We start from the raw sequence: 19,383 nt of genomic DNA, 5'->3' as shown, positions 1-19,383 counted from the left end.
GGCATGGCCGCTGTTACAGTCGCGTCATTTCTCCTTGTCGGATGTCAGAGGGAAGAGGAGACGGTGGTGTTGCCGCCGCGTCCGGTGAAGACAGTAGCGGTGTCCTTCAGTCCAGAAGACACGTTCGGTTCGCTCATCGGCGAGGTTCAGCCTCGGATCGAGACCAGCTTTGGTTTCCGTCAAGGCGGCGAAATCAGGGAACGCGATGTCGAGGTGGGCGACATGGTCGAAGTCGGCACCGTGCTGGCGCGCCTGGACATCGAAGACTCTCAGGACGCTGTGCGCAAGGCCGAGGCCAATCTGTTTGCGGCCCAGTCGAATTTCGACAACGCCGACATGACACGCAGCCGTCAACAGCAGCTTTATCCAGGGACCATCAGCCGGGCTGCGCTCGATGCTGCCATCGCGCAGGCGAATGCAGCGCGCGCCGGAGTAGACGCGGCCCAGGCGGGCGTGCGCGTCGCCCAGAACAACCTCGACAATCGAGTGTTGAAATCGAATGCCGCCGGCGTGGTGACTGCTGTTGGTGGCGATGTTGGCCAGGTTGTCGGTGGCGGACAGATGGTCGTGCGCGTCGCTCAATTGGCCGAAAAGGACGCCGTATTCCAGGTGCCCGAAGCAGCGATCCAGGATGCCAACCGCGATGTGAAGGTCGAGGCACGCTTGTTGAGCAATCCAAACAGCTTGGCGACGGGTACCGTTCGCGAAATTTCGCCGACCGCCAATCCAGTTACCCGCAACTTCACCGTCCGTGTCGCCCTCGATGCCGTGCCCGGCGATTTTCGCTTCGGCAGTGCAGTACGCGGCATGATCCAGCTGGCGGGCGAGCCTGTCGCTCGCTTGCCGATGACAGCACTGTTCAACCAGGACAATCGGCCTGCGGTGTGGGTCGTCAACCCGGCTGATAGCACCACCAAACTGGTGCCGATCGATGTGGCACGCTTCGAAACCCAGGATTTCCTCGTCTCGAGCGGACTGAAGGATGGCGACAACGTCGTTGTCGCGGGCGTTCAACAGTTACGTCCGGCGATGCCCGTCCGCCTGCTTGCCGGAGCCGCGCAATGAACGGCGGATTCAACCTTTCTGAATGGGCGATCAAGCGCCAGGGCTTGATCATCTTCCTGATGCTGCTCGGCGCCATAGCCGGCGCCATTTCCTATGTGAACCTTGGTCGCAGCGAGGATCCTGATTTCACCGTCAAGACCATGCTGGTCCACGCCGTCTGGCCCGGCGCCACGATCGAACAAACCACCGACCAGGTTACCGACCGGCTGGAGCGGGCGCTTCAGGCGGTTCCGCGCCTCGATACCTTGCGCAGTCTGACCAGTGCTGGGCAATCGGTCATCTATGTCAGCCTTGAGGATTCGACCCCGCCGGACGAAGTTGCCGACCTGTGGTACCAGGTCCGCAAGACGATCGGTGACATGCAAACGACCCTGCCTCAGGGCGTGCGCGGTCCTTTCTTCAACGACGAATTTGGCGATACATTCGGCATCATCTACGCTTTCACCTCTGCTGATTTCAGTGACCGCGAGGTTCGAGATTGGGCATACGAGGCTCGCAACCGCCTGTTGCGTCTCGACAACATAGGCAAGGTCGAGTTCCTGGGCACCCAGGACGAGACGATCTACATCGAGTTTTCTACCCAGCGACTGGCAAGTCTAGGCCTCAGTGCCGCGACCGTGATCAGCACCATCCAGGCGCAGAATGCGGTCCTGCCGGCTGGCACCATGACCACCGAGGCCGATCGCACGGTCCTCGAAGTGTCAGGCGATCTGCGCGATGAAAATGACATCCGCAATCTGAACATTCCGACTGCCTCTGGGTTCGTGCGACTTGGCGACATCGCCAGCGTGGTTCGCGGTACCGTCGATCCGCCGCAGCCGATGTTCCGCGTCAAGGGCAAGCCTGCAATAGGGCTAGCTATTTCGATGGAATCTGGAGGCGACATCCTCGAGCTCGGACGCAACATCGATACGGTGATGAGCCGGTTCGAGCATGATCTGCCTATCGGCATCAACATGGTTCATGTCGCAAGCCAGCCGGAGGTCGTCACCAACGCCATCCGCGGTTTCACTGTTTCGCTGACCCAGGCCGTGATCATTGTGCTTGGCGTCAGCTTCATAGCGCTTGGATTCCGCGCTGGCCTGGCCGTTGCGGTGTCGATCCCGCTGGTGCTTTGCATGACCTTCCTTTTGATGGAAATCACCGGCATCGCGCTTCAACGGGTGTCACTGGGGGCGTTGATCATCGCGCTGACACTGATGATCGACGATGCCATGGTGGCGGTCGAAATGATGATGGCCAAGCTTGAGGAGGGCTATGACCGGGTAAAAGCAGCGTCCTTTGCCTATACCTCGACAGCCTTTCCGATGCTGGCGGGCACGCTCGTCACGATTGCCGGTTTCATCCCCGTTGGCTTCGCCCGCAGCGTGTCGGGCGAATATGCGCGATCGCTCTTCCTGGTGATTACGTTCGCGCTGATCCTGTCATGGCTCATCGCTGTATTGCTGACGCCGATCGTGGGCCTTGCGGTGCTTAAGTCGGGCACAAACACAGGCGAAAAAACCGAAAGCGCACTCGTTCGCGGCTTCAAGAAGCTTCTTTATGCCTGCGTTCGGCTTCGTTTCGCCGTGGTTTTGGGCACGGCTGCGTTATTCGTCGTGGCCTTGATGGCCTCCCCTTTGATGAAGAGGCAGTTCTTCCCGCCGTCGGATCGTCCCGAACTGATGCTTCAGCTTGTTTTGCCGCAGAGCGCGTCCACGCAGGCGACAGCGGCCGAGGTTGAGCGTGTCGAGAAGATTCTCGAGCTCGACGAGGATGTCGTCGACTGGAGCTTCTATGTCGGATCAGACGCCATTCGCTTTTATCTGCCGATGGACATCCAAGCCCCGGCGCCGTTCCGCGCTCAGGCCGTGGTCATCGCCAAGAGCGTCAAGGCACGTGACGCCTTGCAGGCGAGGTTGCAGCAGGAACTTGACGAGAAGTTCCCCAATATCGTTGCCCGTGTCTCCCCGCTGGAGATGGGACCGCCAGTGGGCTGGCCGGTCCAATATCGCATCAGCGGTCCTGACGTAGCCGGCGTACGCGACCTTGCATGGAAGGTTGCCGACGTCGTTGGTGACGTGAACGGGGTCATTGCGCCCAATCTCGACTGGAATGAACCGATTAGGAAGGTCGTGATCGATGTTGATCAGGACCGGGCGCGGCTGGTCGGGTTGAATTCGGCGGCAATCGCCCAGACGCTGTTTGCCACTGCATCGGGCCTTCCGATCACGCAGGTGCGCGATTCCATCTATCTGGTGAACGTCGTTGCTCGCGCCGCAGCCGAGGAGCGCACCAATATCGAGACACTGCGTTCCCTGCAGATCCCGATCGGACCGAACCAGACTGTGCCGTTGTCCAGTATCGCCACGATTGAGTACCAGACGACGCAGCCAATCATCTGGCGGCGTGACCGAGAGACCACGATCACCGTCCAAGCCGACGTCAAGGAAGGCGTTATGGCGGAGAGCGTGGTGAGTGCGGCCGAGCCCAAGATCGACCAGCTTCGCAAGGACAACCCGAACTTCAAGATCGAGGTTGGTGGCTCTGTCGAAGGTGCCGAAACCGGGATGGCTTCGGTGCTTGAGATGATCCCGCTGATGGCGATCATCATGGTTGTCATCTTGATGTTCCAGCTACAAAGCGTTCAGCGCCTGCTGTTGGTCATCAGCGTGGTACCGCTGGGACTGATCGGAGTGGTGTTGATCATGCTGGTGACGAATACACCGGTCGGTTTCATCGCCGTGCTCGGCATGATCGCGCTGATTGGCATGATCACACGAAATTCGGTGGTGCTGATCGACCAGATCGACAAGCGTATTGAAGCTCAGGGAAAGTCCTGGCAAAGCGTCATTGATGTCACTGCCGAGCGTGTTCGGCCGGTATTCCTCACTGCCGGATCGACTATCCTTGGCATGCTGCCGATCATCCGCGATCCGTTCTGGGCGCCGCTTGCCTTTACGGTCATCGGCGGCCTGGTGGTTGCCGCTGCCCTGACACTGATCTTCCTGCCGGCGCTGTACATCATATGGTTCCGCATTCCGGCGGAGCGCGACCCGGCTGAGGCCAAGGCCTATCCGGCCGAGCCTGCGGTCGTGGCGGGCTGAGCAAGGCTGATAGGTCAAACCCACCCGGTCCTCCGGGTGGGTTGCCGGATTTCAGGCTTCGGCACCGAAACCAAAATGACGGGACGACGATTTGGCCAACTCCATCGAGATCCGTCTTGATGACGTTTCACAACTTTTCGAAACGATGGACCCGTTTCCTTTCCGGGATCGCGACCTGGCTCAGGAGGCGGACGCGTATATTTTCGACTCTGCGCACGAATTGCCTCGCAATCAGCCGCTCGAAATTACCATTCACTTGCCAGCGAGTGCGGCGCAAAGTCCAGCCGTTCGTAGCCTGGACAAGTCGGTCTCCAATTTCTTCACCTATCGGGCGAGGATCGTCGGTCGCGAACTGAGTGACCTGTTCAGAATGGGGCGGCGTACGCTCACGGTTGGACTGGCCGTCTTGGCTGCGTGCTTGGCGATCGGCCAAACACTTGCCGCCTTGGTGCCAGACAGCGGAGTAGCGCATTTCTTCGAAGAGGGTCTAATTATCGTTGGATGGGTTGCTCTGTGGCGGCCGCTTGAGATTTTTCTCTACGAATGGTGGCCGATCGCCCAAAACAGGAAACTCTACCGGCGCTTGGCCGAGGCGTCGGTGCGTGTCCAGTTCTACAATGGCGCTGAAACATCTGGCGCCGGATGTTGACGTTTGCCGTTACCGCCCAAAATGAAACGCAATGCATAGCCGCAGGATTTACGGCTAATCCCTTCCATGCGTTCGGCGCGATATGATTTAGCGCTCGCAACGCTTGGCGTTCGTTCACTCGTTTGAAAATTGGAGTTCGTCATGTCTGATCTGATCGTCATCGTTTATCCCACGGAAGCCAAGGCTGAAGAAGTGCGGGAACGCCTGCTTGACCTGCAGAAACAATACCTTATCAAGATCAGCGACGCTGTCATTGCAACCAAGAACGATGCCGGCAAGATCAAGCTGAACCAGCTCCTTAACACGACCGCGGCCGGTGCGGCGTCGGGCAGCTTCTGGGGCCTGCTGATTGGAGTGCTTTTTCTCAATCCGCTGCTTGGCGTTGCGGTGGGTGCCGCCTCAGGTGCACTCGGTGGCGCCTTGAGCGATTTCGGCATCAACGATGCCTTCATGAAAGAGCTTTCGGCCAGTCTCCAGCCCGGCAACGGCGCGCTTTTTGTGCTGGTGCAGGAAATGACCGCCGACAAGGTGCTGAAGGAGATCGCCGGTTTTGGCGGCGTGGTGCTCAAGACCTCGCTCGACGAAAGCAAGGAGCAGATCCTGCGCGACGCGTTGCAGAAGGCATCAGCCACGCCGGCAAGCTGAGTTTTCGAGCAGATGAAGGTGGGGCGCGTCCGCTCGGCCCACCTTCTGGGGCCAATGTTCCGATCTTGAAGCCTGAGTGCACCGGAGGATCAAAACCGGCTGCATGGCCGCCAATGATGCGGGCATTATGCGCTACCGCTGAGGCTGCGCAGAGGGCAAAGGCGGGTGCCAAGGCTGCCTTCGTCCGCCTTCTCCTGCCGACGCTCTTGCGCTGAGGATTTGCGCAACGCGCCAAAATTAGGCTTCTCCCCCCTACAATGTTAGAATTTGCATTTAGTAGATTGCCAAAAACTATCCTGAAAATCGTCTCTTCAAACCCTATAGTCGTCTGCTAGACTTGCTTGGCCAGTTCAGACTGGGCGAGTGCTGCAAAGGGGATGTGGCAAGCCGGATCGACTATTCAAAACAGCTTTGAGGCGGGTACTGTGCCGTTACGTCGCTTTCTGAGGAGGAAAGTATGATGGTCGAAGAGTGTGCGCTGGACACACACGAACGCTTTGCAGGCACGCCATCGAGTATTGCGACTACCTCTACAGCTGAATTGAAAATCGCCAAGCCGGCCAGCGCGCCGCTGCACGGGCTCGAATTTTCCACCTCAGACCTGCCTCTCAAGGACCAGTTTGCAAGCTGGCGCGACAATTTTGCGCCGATGCTGACGTTCGCCACCTCAGACAAGCCAGAGGCCGGCTTTGACGGCGAGCAGACTATCTGGGACCTGGGAAGCTTGGCATTCTCCAGGATACGTACTGGAGCACTTCAGTTCGCTAGCCTACCTGGGCATGTCCGCCGCGATCCGCTCGATCACTGGATGATGACTTTGCTGCTTGATGGCCGCTCCAACACGGTTGGGCCGACAAGAGTGCTCGATTGCAACGCAGGTCTGGTGCAGATCCATCCGCTCGGCCGGCCTTTCGAAGGCGTCGTCAGCGATAGCGAGATGTTGATGCTGATCGTGCCGCGCGACTTCTGCCGCGATGCGGTTGGCACACTGGATGCCGCTGAATTCTCCGCACTCGACTCTGGCATGGGGCGGTTGTTCGCCGATTTCATGGTCGGGTTGTCGACCAGCCTGCCTACGCTCAGTACGGAAGACCTGTCAGGGCTGGTCCCTGCCATGCGCGCCATGATCATTGCCTGCGTTGCGCCCACCGCCGAACATCTGGACGCTGCACAAGACCCAATCGGAACGGTTCTCCTCGAACGGGCACGCCGGTTCGTCTCGGCCAATCTGTACGATCCCGAACTCGGCGCCGAAACGCTGAGGCGTGCTCTAGGCATTTCGCGCACGCGGCTCTACCGCTTGTTCGAGCCCACCGGCGGTGTAATGAGCTACATCCAGCACCGGCGCCTGCTCGATGCCCATGCGGCGCTTGCCAATCAAAGCGACGGCCGTAGGATTCTCGAAATCGCCGAAGAGCGCGGTTTCAGCGATGGCGCCGACTTCAGCCGCGCCTTCAAACGCAAGTTCGGTTATAGCCCGAGCGACGTCAGGGCGCGCGGGCTGGGCGAGGGTCGGGTCAAGCCGCATCCCGAGATTGAGGCCGACGCGCCTTCTAAGCGCTGGGGCGCACTCCTGCGCAGGCTCCAAGGCTGACGTCACGCGTACGGAGCGATGGCACGGCAGAAACGGTGCGCAAGATCGCTCTTGAGCACCGGCAGGGTCGTTTCGTTGCCGGCCAGCCTTCTTTCGTCTCACTCAGCTCTTTGCCCATCGCAATCACCTCTGACTGACTTGGTAATCCGACTCGGTGGCGAAGATGCGTTTGCGAACCACATCCGACGATGTCGTGCCGCTGCGTAAGCGATCTGTATGCGCCAGTGCCCCACATTGCCCAGCATCGTGAGGCGAGCACCCTCGCGGCCAATCGGGGTGGAGGCAAAAGATGCAGACGCGTTCAGGATCGGGGTGGCGAGGCGCCGCTTCATACGCTCGAAAGGGGAGGGTTCTTGTTCTCATCGGCCAGCGGCATGGGGGTCCCGGTAAAAAGCCGGGGCCGGCTGCCCGATCTTTTCAGGAGGCCAGCCGATGAACCTCGACGCGCTCTTGTCGCCGGCAGCAGCGTCCGGCTTCGTATTCGGCCTGGGGCTCATCTTTTCGCTTGGCCCCCAGAACCTCATGCTCATCCAGGCTGGCATGACGCGCAACCATCCCTTTGCGGTCGCCTCTACCGGCTACGTCTCGGAAATCGCGTTGGTGATCATGGGAATTGGTGGCCTTGGCACGATACTCCTGCATTATCCGACAATTTCCGGAATCCTGCAGGCGGGCTGCGCCGCGTTTCTCACATGGTGGGGCGTGCGCGTCCTGCGCAAGGTCAGCCGCACTGAGGCCTATACGGCAGAGTGCAAATCCCGTTTTCGCGCGATCGCTTCGATGCTTGTTGTCACGTGGCTGAATCCACTGGTCTGGCTCGAGGCTATGTTTCTCGTCGGCGTCTTTTCGTCCAGCTATGGCAGCGAGGAACAGACCGGCTTTGCCATTGGCTTTCTCTCGGCTTCCGCCATCAAATTCTATGGCTGGAGCCTGGCGGGGTTTAGTCTGTCAAGCCGCTTTGACCGCCCGATCTATCGTAGGCGGATGGAAGCGGTAGCGGGCTTCATTCTGATCTCGGCAGCCTTTTTGCTTGCTGGAAACATCTTGAATGGTGCCTAGAGCCATCGTGACAACTCAACGCAGATAGGGAGCGACCAAAGCGCGAATTTCCGCGGCTGACGCCGCGTCTCCAACGGAACGTAAAGCCCGCTCGTAGCGCGCATACTCGGCGATCGCTCCTTCAACGTCATCATGCGAAAGCCGCTGCTTGACAAGTGCTTTAGAGATGGGACCGGCGTCCGGGTAATGGTCCAACGCTTTGAGATAGACAGACCGGGCGGTGACGGAGTCCAGCTGGAGGCCAATCCGCAAGGCAAGATCGACCAGATCGCGCCGCACTCTATCTGCAGCTGCGAGCGACCAGGAGCGGGACCGTTCGTGAAGGAACAAGGGTCCGGGAAATGCCTCAAAGAGCGCCTCGGCGTCCGGCGGCAATCCATCTGTCTTTCTGCTTGCTGTCACTCCTGCTTTGAACCGTGCTTCCCAGTCGGCGAGATCTACCCAAACCTTGTTTGACGCAAGGCGAAGTTTACCTTCGCGTTGGACGATGAGATCGGTCCCTCCCAACAGCTTGCGCAGCCGGTGAAGCGCCTGTTCGAACGCCGCCCGCGCCTGATCACCGTCGAGGTCGGGCCAAAGCCAGTCCTGAAGACTTTCGAGCGAGCACGTATGGTCTTGCGAGATCGCCAAAGCGCGGAGGATGTCGAGGGCTTTGGTCGGATGTTTGCTGCTGAGAATGAGAGGTTCGCCATCCAGCTCAAGTCGGAACCCTCCCAGGACCCGGACCCTGAGCGGCCACGGCCAGGACGCTCGTGGTTGGCGCGGCGCTGCCAGCAGGCGTTCGCGGATCAAAGAGCGGCAGAGTTCGGGCTCGATGCCATGCTCAAGTGCGTCGGCGAGGATTTTGCTGAGCAGCTCTGGAAGATTGAGCAATACCATCGGCCAATGCGTGCCGCGAAGCTCTTCCAGCAAGGCCTTCAACCGCTCGGGATAGTCCGGATCTTCGCCCCATGAACTCTCCAGCGCGGCGGCAGCTAGGATGCAGATCTCGGACCGCTTGCGGGCACCGCCATCGAGCCGGGGCAGCAGGTCGCTGAGAAGTGCTGCAGCTTCGCGCGGTTTTCGGTCTGCGAGCAGCACCTGGAACCTGGTGATGTAGTGTGGCCAGCGCTCGACCATCGGCTCGTTGGCGGCCTCGATGGCAGCCATGAAGCGGTCGCACTCGCTGTAGGCCGCCGTGAAATCGCCTTGCCTGGCCGAGAGCGCGGCGCGGCAGTCGGCGACAACAGCGACCTGCGTAGTGAACCGGCTGTCGGCGATGTCCGTCAGGCGCTCGACGATCTTTTGGAACTCGGCAAAATCATTGCGGAATTTCATCTGCATCTGAAGGTGATAGAGCCCGCCGAACTCCACGCCCCTGAGCGCCTCGCGCTCGCCGATCGCGATCGCTGCCCGCAACGCGGCTTCCGCTGATGGGTAGGGAAAGTCCCTTCTTTTGTAGGGAAAGTAGCGGCCGCTTTTTGCTCCAAAGGCGACCAGCCACATGCCGAGGATCCAAGGCAGCACATCCTTGTCGCTCAAGTCGTCAACCACGCTGTCGACGGCTTTTGCGAAAAGGTCGGCGCGCATCGTCGAGACAGAATGTTCGATGAGCGATTCACTCGCCAGCAACCGCAAGCCGCTTGGGTCCTGCTCGGGATTGTTGACCAACCGCTCCAGCAGTTCGGCTTCCAGCGCCTGTCCAGTCGCGTTGCCGTGATAGTAGTCGTCAGCGAAGTTCAAAGCACGCAACATGCCGATGCGCACCAGCAGTGCTTCCTCGGCCGGCAACTCTGGAAGCCCTCGCTCATTGAGCTCCAGCGCTCGCCGGGTCCAAGTGGAAAGACCTTCATAGGTTCGCCAGCTGTCCGTTTTGACCAGGACCGCCCGCGATACCGTCAGGCACAGGCCGGGCAAGTCGTCGGTTTCCTCGAAGGCATGCCATGCCTTGGAGAGCCAGCGCTCAGCTGCTGCGTCATCCGGCATGTGGGCCACACCCAGCCAGTAGAAATGCCAGCCGTTCAGAAATGCCAAAGGCAAAGGGCCGATCCATTCGATGAAGGTTGCCCGCCGTCCTTGCGCCAGCACTGCCTTTGCGCGCCCCACGATAAGATCGCTCGCTTCGCTCCAATCCAAGGCTAGCAAAGCAAGTGGAATGGCGTCGTCGTGGCGATTGGCGTTCGCCAAAATCTTCGCCGCCTTTCGCCTGAGCAAGCGTTGCTCGTCGACGGGCAGGCTCCGCGCGAAGTGCCGGTTGAGAAAGTCCCGCAACAGGTGATGCAGGGAAAAGACATCGCCGCTGCTTTGCGTGCGCGTGACGAGCAATTGTCTCCGGTAGAGCCTGTCGAGCAGCTTTTCCGCGTCGTTCGACCCGATCATTTCGTTTGCCAGCGCCCCACTGATCTCCGGCAGCAGGTTGAGCTTCATCAGCATGTCCTGATCGGCGGCAGGAAGCGAAGCGAAGAAATGGCGCCCGATAACGTCCGACAGCGTGTTTTGCGCACCGGCTGTCTCGTTCGCGTCAATAAGCCTTAAGGCCGCGTTCTGATCCGCAAGGAGAACCAATCCGATCGCCCAGCCTTGTGCCGATGCGATGTCGACTGAAATGGCTGTGTTCTTGGAACGCAGATGAACGAGATCGTGTGCTTCCGACGTCGAGAATTCGAGCACCGACCGGTCGACCACGGCCATCTGGCTCTTGAGAACGAGGTCGCCAAGCTCTTGTTGTGGCAGCGTGCGCGATCCGCAGACACATCGGACCGTATCAGGAAGCTCCTGGAACATCACCGAAAGCATCGCCCGAAAATCAGGGGTATCGGCGTCGTGCAAATCATCGAGGACGAGGAGGGTGCCGGGCTTCAGCCGCGCGAAAAAGGTCCTGAAAAAGCGCCTGGAAAATTCCCTTGGCTGTTCGGCATACTCCACGCCGAACACAGGCATGTCTCCGGCAGCAGCCGGCGATCGGGTCAGATACTGGAAGAAACGCGCGATATCCCGGTCACCTTCATCAACGCGGTACCATATGTGTTGCGCCTCGATGCTGGCGAGATAGTCGACGATCGCGGTTGTCTTGCCATAGCCCGCAGGCGCGGCCACCCAGCACACGCCGGAGCGCGTCGCCCGATCGATCGCTTCGAGGACCCGGGTTCGTCTCAGCACTTCGGCGCTGCGCGGCGCCGCAAGCTTGGCGATCCTGCCTGCACCCGAGGGTTCGTGTTTCGCCGCAAATTCGACAGTGTTTCGGGGGGCATATGGACTCACGTTCAACCAACCCTCGAGCACTGGTCGTGTCGAGGCAACCGTCCCGCCGCCTAGCTTGGCAGCAGCGTAGCGCAATCATCAGACGATTCGTAGTGGTTACATAGAGAGTTGCTAATATGTTGCGTTCCTGCGTGACTCATCACTTTCAGTTGCCAATATTTTCGCCGCTGACAAACAGCATGTTCGATGACGCGACTGACCCAACGGATTAGCGGCTCTGTCGCGAAATCCTTTGCGCCGATGCAGGTGGTGCGCCTCGACGTGAATAAAACGAATTGCTCAAATAGGAGCTATCTGGAGCCGCAGTGGTCGTCAGCTATCAATCGGCGGGAAGTTGATGCCGCGCAAAGGATAAGCGTGGCGGCGACCAGGTCGGACCAAGCGCAACTTGGGACATTGCGATAACTGTTGCTTCCTATACGACCGCCTTGGCAATCGCGCCGCGCCAGGCGACTGCCTCGACTTCAACTAGCAAATCGGGCAGCACCAGTTCGCTGACGATAACAGCCGACGCCGCCGGTGGGTTGTCAGCAAAGATGCGGTTCTTGACCGCGGCATAAGCTTGGTAGGCATCGCGGCTGGTAAGGTAGCAGCGCAGTGAGACGACATAGCTGAGCGTCAGCCCGGCCTCGGCAAGCGTCGCTTCGATGTTGCGGAAGCACTGTTCGGCCTGACCCGCCGGATCGTCGATGCAGATGACCTTGCGATCCTTGAGCGCTACCTGCCCAGAGACCAGCAAGAAGTCGCCGCAGCCGACGGCCTGGCTCATGCCGGGGAACGCCATGCCAGGTGGGTTGAGCCGTTCTACATTCGATGCTTTGGTCACGGCCAGGCCTTTGCAGCGGGTGCTGCTGCGCGGAAAAGATCAATGCGGCCGCCACGCAACTTGACGGTGATTTCGGGATCGTGGTGCGGAGCGACACAGATGAATAGGTCGCGCCCGTCGGCGCCGCCGAGCATGCAGGCGTAAGGATTTGCGTCGGGGATTTCGATACGGTTGACGATCTCACCTGCCGGGCTGACCCTCAGCACGACCTTCTCATAAGGCGACGCCGCCCAGACATGGTCCTCGGCGTCGAGGCAGATGCCGTCGGGCACATGGCCGTCGAGGGCGGCAAACAGGCGACGATTGGAAAAACAACCATCGGCGCTGACGTCGAAAATCGTCAGCCGATGCGCCATCGATTCAGCGACGATCAGAGCACGGCCGTCAGGGGTGATGACAGCGCCATTAGGGCACATCAAGCCATCTGCGGCGATGCTGACTTCGCCTTCCGGCGTGACCATTGCCATGTTGGTCGGCGTCGGTGCATCGCCCGCATAGAAGTCAAAACCGATGTTGCCGACGTAGGCGCGGCCCTTGGCATCCACGACCATGTCGTTCGAGTGAAATGGATGAACGCCTGCGAGATCTGCATGGAGCGAAAGCCTGCCATTGCTGTCGCGCCGGTAGAGCTTGCGCTCATGCATCGACACGACGAGCAGATCGCCGTTGGGCAGCCAGCCCATCCCAACCGGACCACCTGGGATAGAGAAGCTTTCAAGGCGGGCAGCAGCACCATCGAGCACATGGACGAGGCCAGCGTGCTGATCAGCAAACCAAAGTCGCTCGTCATGCCAGCGGGGGCATTCGGGATAGACAAAACCCTTCGCAATCGTACGTACAGAAATCGTCATGCCGGAACCCTGGCGCAGGCGCTGAGGATTTCGCCGAGCTTCCTGATGCCGCGCTCGATGATGTCCTCGCTGACATGGCTGTAGGCGAGGCGCAGGAACTGGCGGCCGTCGGTCTCGCCCATGAAACGTTCGCCGGGGCGGAAGAAGATGCCCTCCTTGGCCGACATTTCCGCCGCACGCTGCCAGTCGACGCGTTCGTCGATCTCGAGCCAGAGGTAGAACGAGCCCTGCGGTATGCGGAAGGTGACGTAGTTGCCGCAATGGTCGCGCACGGCGCGTGCCGCCGTCTCGGCCTTGCTCTTGTAGACCTTGATGACCTCGGCGATATGCTCTTCGAGCAGGCCGTCAGCCATGAACGAGGTCATGACGCGGGCGTGCCACTGGCCCACGCCAAGATCCTGGCGCACGGCTGCGATCGGCTCTATGGCTTTGGCAGGGCCAGCGATCCAGCCGAGACGCAGCGCAGGCGCCACTATCTTGGAGAAGCTGCCGCATTGGATGACGCGGTTGTCGGTGTCGAGGCTGAGCAGGGTCGGCAATTCCTCGCCAGCGAAGCGCAGGTCGCCATAGACATTGTCCTCGATGATCAGGAAGTCATGCTTCTTGGCCAGCTGGAGCAGCTTATGGCGGCGCGGCACTGACATTTCGGTGCAAGTCGGGGTCTGGAAGGTTGGGATGGTGTAGACGACCTTGATCTTCTTGCCCTCGGCCTTGACTTTTTCCAGCAGCGCTTCGAGCGCGTCGATGTCCATGCCGTGTTCGTCGACAGGAACGGTGCGCAGATCGCCACCAGCCATCTCCATGAAACGCAGCGCATAGGGGAAAGACGCCGCTTCCGCGACGACGACATCGCCCGGATTGATGTAGCCATTGGCGGCAAGGGCAATACCCTGCACCGAACCGGACGTCAGTATCACGCCGAGCGTGCCGAGTTGCTTGCCTTGGGTGCGCTCTATGCGGTCGGCGATTTCCTTGCGCAGCCCCTTGAAGCCGAAGACCAACTCCTCGTAGCCCGTGGCCGGATCGAAATAATCGAGTACCTTGGCACCATGCTCGTCGAGCGCCTTGCGTGCCAGCCGCACGAGATTTTCGGTTGGGAAGGTCTCGGGTGCTGCCAGGCCCTGGTCGAAATTGAAGATCGCGGGGACTTCAGGATCGGGGAAAAACAGGGCCGGACCGGAGCCCGAGAGCTTCGAGCGCAAATTGTCGACTGACATGATTTCGTCCTCCTTGGAATGCTTGTTCTCAAGTATTTGCTGTGTCCGGGACAAATGTCCCCGACTGCAGTCCGCTTTCGCGGTTGTGGCCCTTGAGCGACCGGGTAAGCGTGCCCCAGAATGCGCTCCAGCGTTCACGCCAGCTGGTGTCGGCAAGTCCTGCCTGTGCGACGCGTAGAGCGCCATACTCCGGCCGAGGCTGCCTCGTCAGCGCCAAGCCGGCGAGCCGCCACAGGACCGATCGCTTCTTGAGCGCATGATCGTCATGCATCTTCTCCAGTTCGGGGGTCGTGAACGGCTCTTCGTGGATGTAGCCGGCTGCCACGGCCATCTCGATCAGCTTTGTGCCGCCTTCCGTCCGCCCGATGTGAACGTTACAGCCATCGCCTGCTTCACGATGGCTGGGACGGCCTTCTTCCATCACCCAGCAATCGCCGGCGACAACATCTGCGTGCTCACCAACGCTATCCGCACAGATCTTGCAGCGAAACATCAGTTCATAGGTCAGGTTGGAGAACCATGTCTCGTCGTAGGTCTGCCTATGCTCGCGACCCTGCAGCGTTCGCACATAGGTCGGCCCTGGCCAGCCATGGCCACGATACCGGAACTCGGTGACGTCGCGGTGGCCTTCGCCAAAGCGCCGCACGATGTTGTAGGTGGCAACCATGCTCGGATTGCCGCCGCAAAACATCGCCAGCATGTAGGGTATCTGCTGATCCACCCTTGGATCGATTTTCGCCAGATTGCGTAGCGTCGCCACGTCGCAAGGTTTGCCGATGAAGGCGAAGCGATTGCCGCTGTCCAAGGCCGCGTGGATGTCCTTCAATGGCGCGGTCGGGCCATAGCGCGAGCCAGCAGATGCAACGATCTCAGCACGCGTGCGGTTGAAGCGCGTTTCATTTTCGAGAGGGCTATGGCTTGAGACGCCGACTTGGAGAACGCCATCGACATGGCCGCGTTCGACTAGAAAGGTTGCGAGTGCGGTCAGAATTCCCCCGGTGGCAGCCCTAAAACGGGTCTCAGGGTCTACAGCATATCCTTTGCCCATGTGTAGAATGGCGCCGAAGATGCGATGAGGCTCAACTCCACTCGGCTGCGGGCCGGGCTGCTGGCGACCGGCGCAGATCTGCATGACTGCCTGCTGGTCATCTTTCCTCAAGGCGCGCATCTGGCGTGGACGCATGAAGCCCTCAGGTGAAAGATCCATGCGCAGCACGTCTTTGCCCAATAGGCTTTCGCAAGCCCCGCATCCGGTGCAAAGCCCCCGCGTGACAACGTCCTCTACTCGCTGAGCAACTCGCATACACCTTCCTCCAGGTGGTCAGCCTCCCGGCCTTCGCCACAGCGGGCATGTTCCCGATGTACGACGTTGCCAACAGTTATAGGTCGTGTGGATTTGCCCGGACAAATTGCCATTCCGAATGAACAACATCATTGAGAATGATCCTGCGGTGGCTGAGCATTCTCACACACAAAGGGAAAGCACGTCTCCAGTATGCCGCGTACCCATTTATGGGCCGGGCTGCTTTCCGAAGCGGGATGCCAGTAGAGCCAGGTTTGCAGCGGTGGCATCCGGAACGGCCGCTGCACCACTGTGAACCGGTCGGCAGGCAGGAAGCGCTCTACGAAAGACGTTGGAATGGTGAGGCACAGGTCGCTTTGGGCAAGAATGGCGCCGGCAGCCAGGCAATGTTCGACATGCACGGCAACATGCCGATTTCGCTTAAGGCGGCTCAGGGCGCCGCCAACAAGATTGGCAAATCGTGGACGATTGGAGATGTGAAGATGCTTCAGGCTGAGATAGCGCTCTAACGACAGGGGCTGCGACAAAGCTGGATGCCCCTTGCGCATCACGCAGACGAATTCATCCTTGAAGAGCAAGCGCCTGCCGAGATCCGCCTCGGCGAGTGGGTGGGATTCGACAGCGAAATCGATCTCGCCGGATGCAAGTCCCGAATACAGATCTCGCTCGGCGCTGAAATGGTTGCGGATGGTGATCTTCGAACCAAGGCGATTGACCACTCCGATGACGGGTGCGAGCACGACTGCCTCGGCAAAGTCGCTCATGCTGAAACTCATGATACGCTCTGATGTCAGTGGGTCGAACCCCTCGTGCATGGCAAGCGTACGGTCGAGCGAAATCAACGCTTCCCTGATGGGATATATTAAGGTCTGGCCGAGCGGAGTTGGAGCAATCCCTTGGCGGGCGCGAACGAACAATGGATCCCCGAAAATGTCGCGCAGACGGGCGAGGCTATTGCTCACGGCAGGTTGCGTCACGTTCAGGGATTCGGCGGCCCTGGTTATGCTTGCCTCGCTATAGACGGCTTCAAAGACGTGTAGAAGATTGAGGTCGAGCTTCAACAGATTCCGCAGGACCATCGTGTCATGCCTCCGGATCTTCGAACGACGGCTTTTCCTTCCAGGTAGCACGGGCGAACCGGCAACCGCAGACCCGGTGGGGACATGAAGGGAGACGCAATAGCATGGGCAAAGTGGCTAGGGCCATGAAACCTCCCGACGTGCGCTGCCTTCGCTTTTCTTCTAGCAAAGACCATCACGCCGGGCATTACGGGTCGTCAGCGGCGGCTTTACCTCGTCCGAAGGGACTATTGGCGAACACCACAGCGAGGCCGGCAAGGAGAAAGCACAAGCGCGCCAAGACGGTGCATGTTGAACGGCGAAGGAGACCGTGTGAATGCCGTGCTGAAGTCGCGCTAGCACGCGCTTTGCGCTGAGTTTGTCACCAAGGATGCCAAAGGCACCGCCCATGCCTGCCAGTCTCTCGATGATGTAGATCGCGGCCCGCCAAGCCGATCTCTTGCCGGTCGGCTAGTTTCGTGTCGTCTTTGCCCTGTCCGCTGAGATCGCCGACATCGTTTATCGCAACAAGGCCGTGATCTACGACCTGCTGTTCCGCGCTGCCTCTGCAACAAAACCATTTAGGGTGCCTTGGTCAGCTCACCCTTGGACTTGTTCGAGATGGCGAACTGGGCTTTGGTCCAGTAACCTATGCGACCAAATAGAGTAGTGCATTTTGTCTGCGGCGGTTATTTCTGTCTCTGCTTAAAGGAAATGAGGGCGTTGCTGGCAGAAATCCACTCCAGAGTCGGCACGAAATACCTCAAGGCGCCCCGCAGCCTCTCTGGCCAGTTTGCGCTGACCGGCGGTCTGGTCATGCTGTTTGCAATGACCCTGGCAGGTTTCTTGTCTTCCAGCATAGTCACCAAGGCCACCGTCGAGAACACCGCCTCATCCACCGCGCTGTTCCTGGACAGTTTTCTTTCCCCGCATTTGCAGGGGTTGGCCGACAGCGATGTGCTTGCCCCCGAAACCATAGCAGCCCTGGACCGCCTGCTTGGCGCCGATAGCGGCAAGGAAAATGCCTTCCAGGATCGATTTCCGCATCTTGAGATCTGGAATGCAGAAGGTCGAGTCATCTATTCGCGCTCGCCTGAGCTCATTGGGCGAACCTTTTCCCCGCCGGCCGGGCTCGTCGCCGCCCTGTCCGGCCAAGTCGACGCGCAGTTCGCGGATCTCGCCGCCGCGGAGCATACCGTGCGTCAGTTCGATAGGAAGTATCTGGAGATCTACATTCCTGTCCGCGAACATCTTTCGGGGCGCATCGTCGCCGTAGCGGAAATCCACGAAAAGCCTGACCTACTAGAACAGCGGCTATTTCCGGTTAGGCTGATGAGCTGGCTGACCACCGGCGCGCTGACCTTGCTGGTGATGCTCGGCCTCTTCGGGATCGTCTATCGCGGCAGCCGTCTGATCGACCGGCAGCAGGTGGCGCTTCGCCAGCGCATCGAGGAGGTCAAGCAAATCTCGAACCAGAACCGCAAGCTACGTGAGAAGGCGGAGCAGGCATCAAGCCGGTTGGCCGAACTTAACGCCAGCTATCTGCGTCATGTTGGGGCGGAACTGCATGACGGACCGGCCCAACTCATCAGCCTTGCCTCGTTGAAGGTCGAACATGTCCGCAGGGCAAAGAATCGCATCGAGCGGGCGAATGAACTGAAGGTGATGGACACCGTGCTCGCTGATGCGCTGCGTGACATACGGACCATATCGAAAGGCCTGATGTTGCCCGAGATCGAGGATCTGCAGCTCGGCGACGTGGTCAAGCGCGCCGTGACCACACATGAAGCAAGGACCAGCACCAAGGTCGAGGTGGCCTTTGGAAAGCAATCGCCGGAGGTGTCGCACGCGGTGAAGATCTGTGTCTATCGCTTCGTCCAGGAGGGCTTGAGCAATGCGGTCCGCCATGCTGGAAGCGAGGGCAATGTGGTCTCGTGCGGTTTCGAAAACTCGGTCCTTTCGGTCTCGGTGCTCGACCGCGGCGGAGCTCTTGACGGCGGGCTCGCAAAGATCGTCGCGGGCCTTGGTCTTACGGGACTGCGCGAGCGGGTCGAAAGCCTCGGCGGCACGTTCCAGATCGCCAGGACGGCTGACAACGGAACCCGCATAGAAATGAAACTTGCGATCGGGGGGGAAGCGCAAGATGGCTAACAAGATCTCCATTGTGGTCGTCGACGACCATTCGCTGTTTCGAGCCGGCGTCATTCAGACGCTGATGATGGATCGCGGGCTCGACGTGGTCGGCGAGGGCGGGTCGGGAGCCGCCGCCATCGAGCTTGCCCAAAGCAAGAAGCCCGATATCATGCTTCTCGACATCTCGATGCCGGGCAATGGCATCGAGGCGGCGCGTGAAATCGCACTGCTCGACCATCCTGTCCGAGTCATCATGCTTACAGTCTCCGAAATCGACGAGAACATCATGAGCGCGTTGGAGGCCGGCGCCGTCGGCTATGTGCTCAAGGGCATCGAGGCGGCGCATCTGATCGAGGCGGTCAAGAGCGTGGCCGCCGGTAACTCCTTCATCTCGCCCAACCTCACCTTGCGGCTGCTGGCGAACGTCAAGCGGCAGTCGGTCCCGAGCCTGATGTCTTCGCTGTCGGATCGGGAAAAGACCATCCTCCAGCTGGTTTCCAAAGGCATGAGTAATCGCGAGGTGGGCGAGCACTTGGACATTCTGGAGAAGACGGTCAAATTCCACATGACTAGGATCATGGCCAAGATCAAGGCGCGCAACCGTGTCGAAGCAACGCTGATCGCGAGGCGCGAATGGGGAAGCGAAGAATGAGCGCC

The 19,383-nt window shown here is 59.8% G+C and carries 14 protein-coding genes and 1 pseudogene; 9 read left to right on the top strand and 6 right to left on the bottom strand.

The genetic code is table 11. The annotated features are described in order from the left end of the window. Positions 1-66 precede the first annotated feature (66 nt). From AC1DLV_RS04035 to AC1DLV_RS04010, 6 genes are all read left to right on the top strand, one after another. On the top strand, positions 67-1,065 hold the full coding sequence (locus AC1DLV_RS04035; RefSeq protein ID WP_476798284.1) for an efflux RND transporter periplasmic adaptor subunit: 999 nt from the start codon (positions 67-69) through the stop codon (positions 1,063-1,065). After that, entirely contained in the window at positions 1,062-4,151 is a 3,090-nt protein-coding gene (locus AC1DLV_RS04030) for an efflux RND transporter permease subunit (protein ID WP_476798283.1), read from the top strand. The genes AC1DLV_RS04035 and AC1DLV_RS04030 overlap by 4 nt, the downstream gene beginning before the upstream one ends. Positions 4,152-4,242: 91 nt before the next feature. Next, positions 4,243-4,800, top strand: a complete 558-nt coding sequence (locus tag AC1DLV_RS04025; protein ID WP_476798282.1) for a hypothetical protein — start codon at positions 4,243-4,245, stop codon at positions 4,798-4,800. A 141-nt stretch (positions 4,801-4,941) separates the two neighbouring features. Beyond that, positions 4,942-5,445, top strand: a complete 504-nt coding sequence (locus tag AC1DLV_RS04020; protein ID WP_476798281.1) for a DUF1269 domain-containing protein — start codon at positions 4,942-4,944, stop codon at positions 5,443-5,445. Between the two features lie 457 nt (positions 5,446-5,902). Next, complete coding sequence (locus AC1DLV_RS04015; RefSeq protein WP_476798280.1) at positions 5,903-7,039, top strand: helix-turn-helix domain-containing protein; 1,137 nt, start codon at positions 5,903-5,905, stop codon at positions 7,037-7,039. A 432-nt stretch (positions 7,040-7,471) separates the two neighbouring features. After that, complete coding sequence (locus AC1DLV_RS04010) at positions 7,472-8,098, top strand: LysE/ArgO family amino acid transporter (protein WP_476798279.1); 627 nt, start codon at positions 7,472-7,474, stop codon at positions 8,096-8,098. 15 nt (positions 8,099-8,113) lie between these two features. Here the strand turns inward: AC1DLV_RS04010 and AC1DLV_RS04005 are convergent, their stop codons facing one another. The 6 genes from AC1DLV_RS04005 to AC1DLV_RS03980 form a co-directional block, all read right to left on the bottom strand. After that, positions 8,114-11,413, bottom strand: a complete 3,300-nt coding sequence (locus tag AC1DLV_RS04005; protein ID WP_476798278.1) for a winged helix-turn-helix domain-containing protein — start codon at positions 11,411-11,413, stop codon at positions 8,114-8,116. Between the two features lie 340 nt (positions 11,414-11,753). Further along, positions 11,754-12,164 carry a RidA family protein gene (locus AC1DLV_RS04000; protein WP_476798277.1) on the bottom strand — a complete coding sequence of 137 codons (411 nt, stop codon included), beginning with the start codon at positions 12,162-12,164 and terminating at the stop codon, positions 11,754-11,756. Continuing rightward, positions 12,161-13,015 (bottom strand): SMP-30/gluconolactonase/LRE family protein, encoded by an 855-nt coding sequence (locus tag AC1DLV_RS03995; RefSeq protein ID WP_476798276.1) that lies wholly within the window; start codon positions 13,013-13,015, stop codon positions 12,161-12,163. Before AC1DLV_RS03995 ends, AC1DLV_RS04000 begins: the two co-directional genes overlap by 4 nt. Then, positions 13,012-14,232: an aminotransferase-like domain-containing protein gene (locus AC1DLV_RS03990; RefSeq protein ID WP_476798275.1), complete on the bottom strand. Its 1,221-nt coding sequence runs from the start codon at positions 14,230-14,232 to the stop codon at positions 13,012-13,014. Before AC1DLV_RS03990 ends, AC1DLV_RS03995 begins: the two co-directional genes overlap by 4 nt. A 28-nt stretch (positions 14,233-14,260) precedes the next feature. Beyond that, positions 14,261-15,439, bottom strand: coding sequence for a Coenzyme F420 hydrogenase/dehydrogenase, beta subunit C-terminal domain (locus tag AC1DLV_RS03985; RefSeq protein ID WP_476798274.1), 1,179 nt, complete (start codon positions 15,437-15,439; stop codon positions 14,261-14,263). Between the two features lie 224 nt (positions 15,440-15,663). Next, entirely contained in the window at positions 15,664-16,596 is a 933-nt protein-coding gene (locus AC1DLV_RS03980; RefSeq protein ID WP_476798273.1) for a LysR family transcriptional regulator, read from the bottom strand. 433 nt (positions 16,597-17,029) lie between these two features. Between AC1DLV_RS03980 and AC1DLV_RS03975 the strand changes: the two are divergent. From AC1DLV_RS03975 to AC1DLV_RS03965, 3 genes and pseudogenes are all read left to right on the top strand, one after another. Next, positions 17,030-17,167 (top strand): annotated as a pseudogene (locus AC1DLV_RS03975) (IS91 family transposase); the annotation flags it as partial. Positions 17,168-17,316: 149 nt separating this feature from the next. Beyond that, positions 17,317-18,744, top strand: a complete 1,428-nt coding sequence (locus tag AC1DLV_RS03970; RefSeq protein ID WP_476798272.1) for a sensor histidine kinase — start codon at positions 17,317-17,319, stop codon at positions 18,742-18,744. Continuing rightward, positions 18,737-19,378 carry a response regulator gene (locus AC1DLV_RS03965; RefSeq protein WP_476798271.1) on the top strand — a complete coding sequence of 214 codons (642 nt, stop codon included), beginning with the start codon at positions 18,737-18,739 and terminating at the stop codon, positions 19,376-19,378. Before AC1DLV_RS03970 ends, AC1DLV_RS03965 begins: the two co-directional genes overlap by 8 nt. Positions 19,379-19,383: the final 5 nt, after the last annotated feature.

Source organism: Aminobacter sp. 01T433 (assembly GCF_056398585.1).
This window is presented reverse-complemented; position numbering and strand designations above follow the sequence as displayed.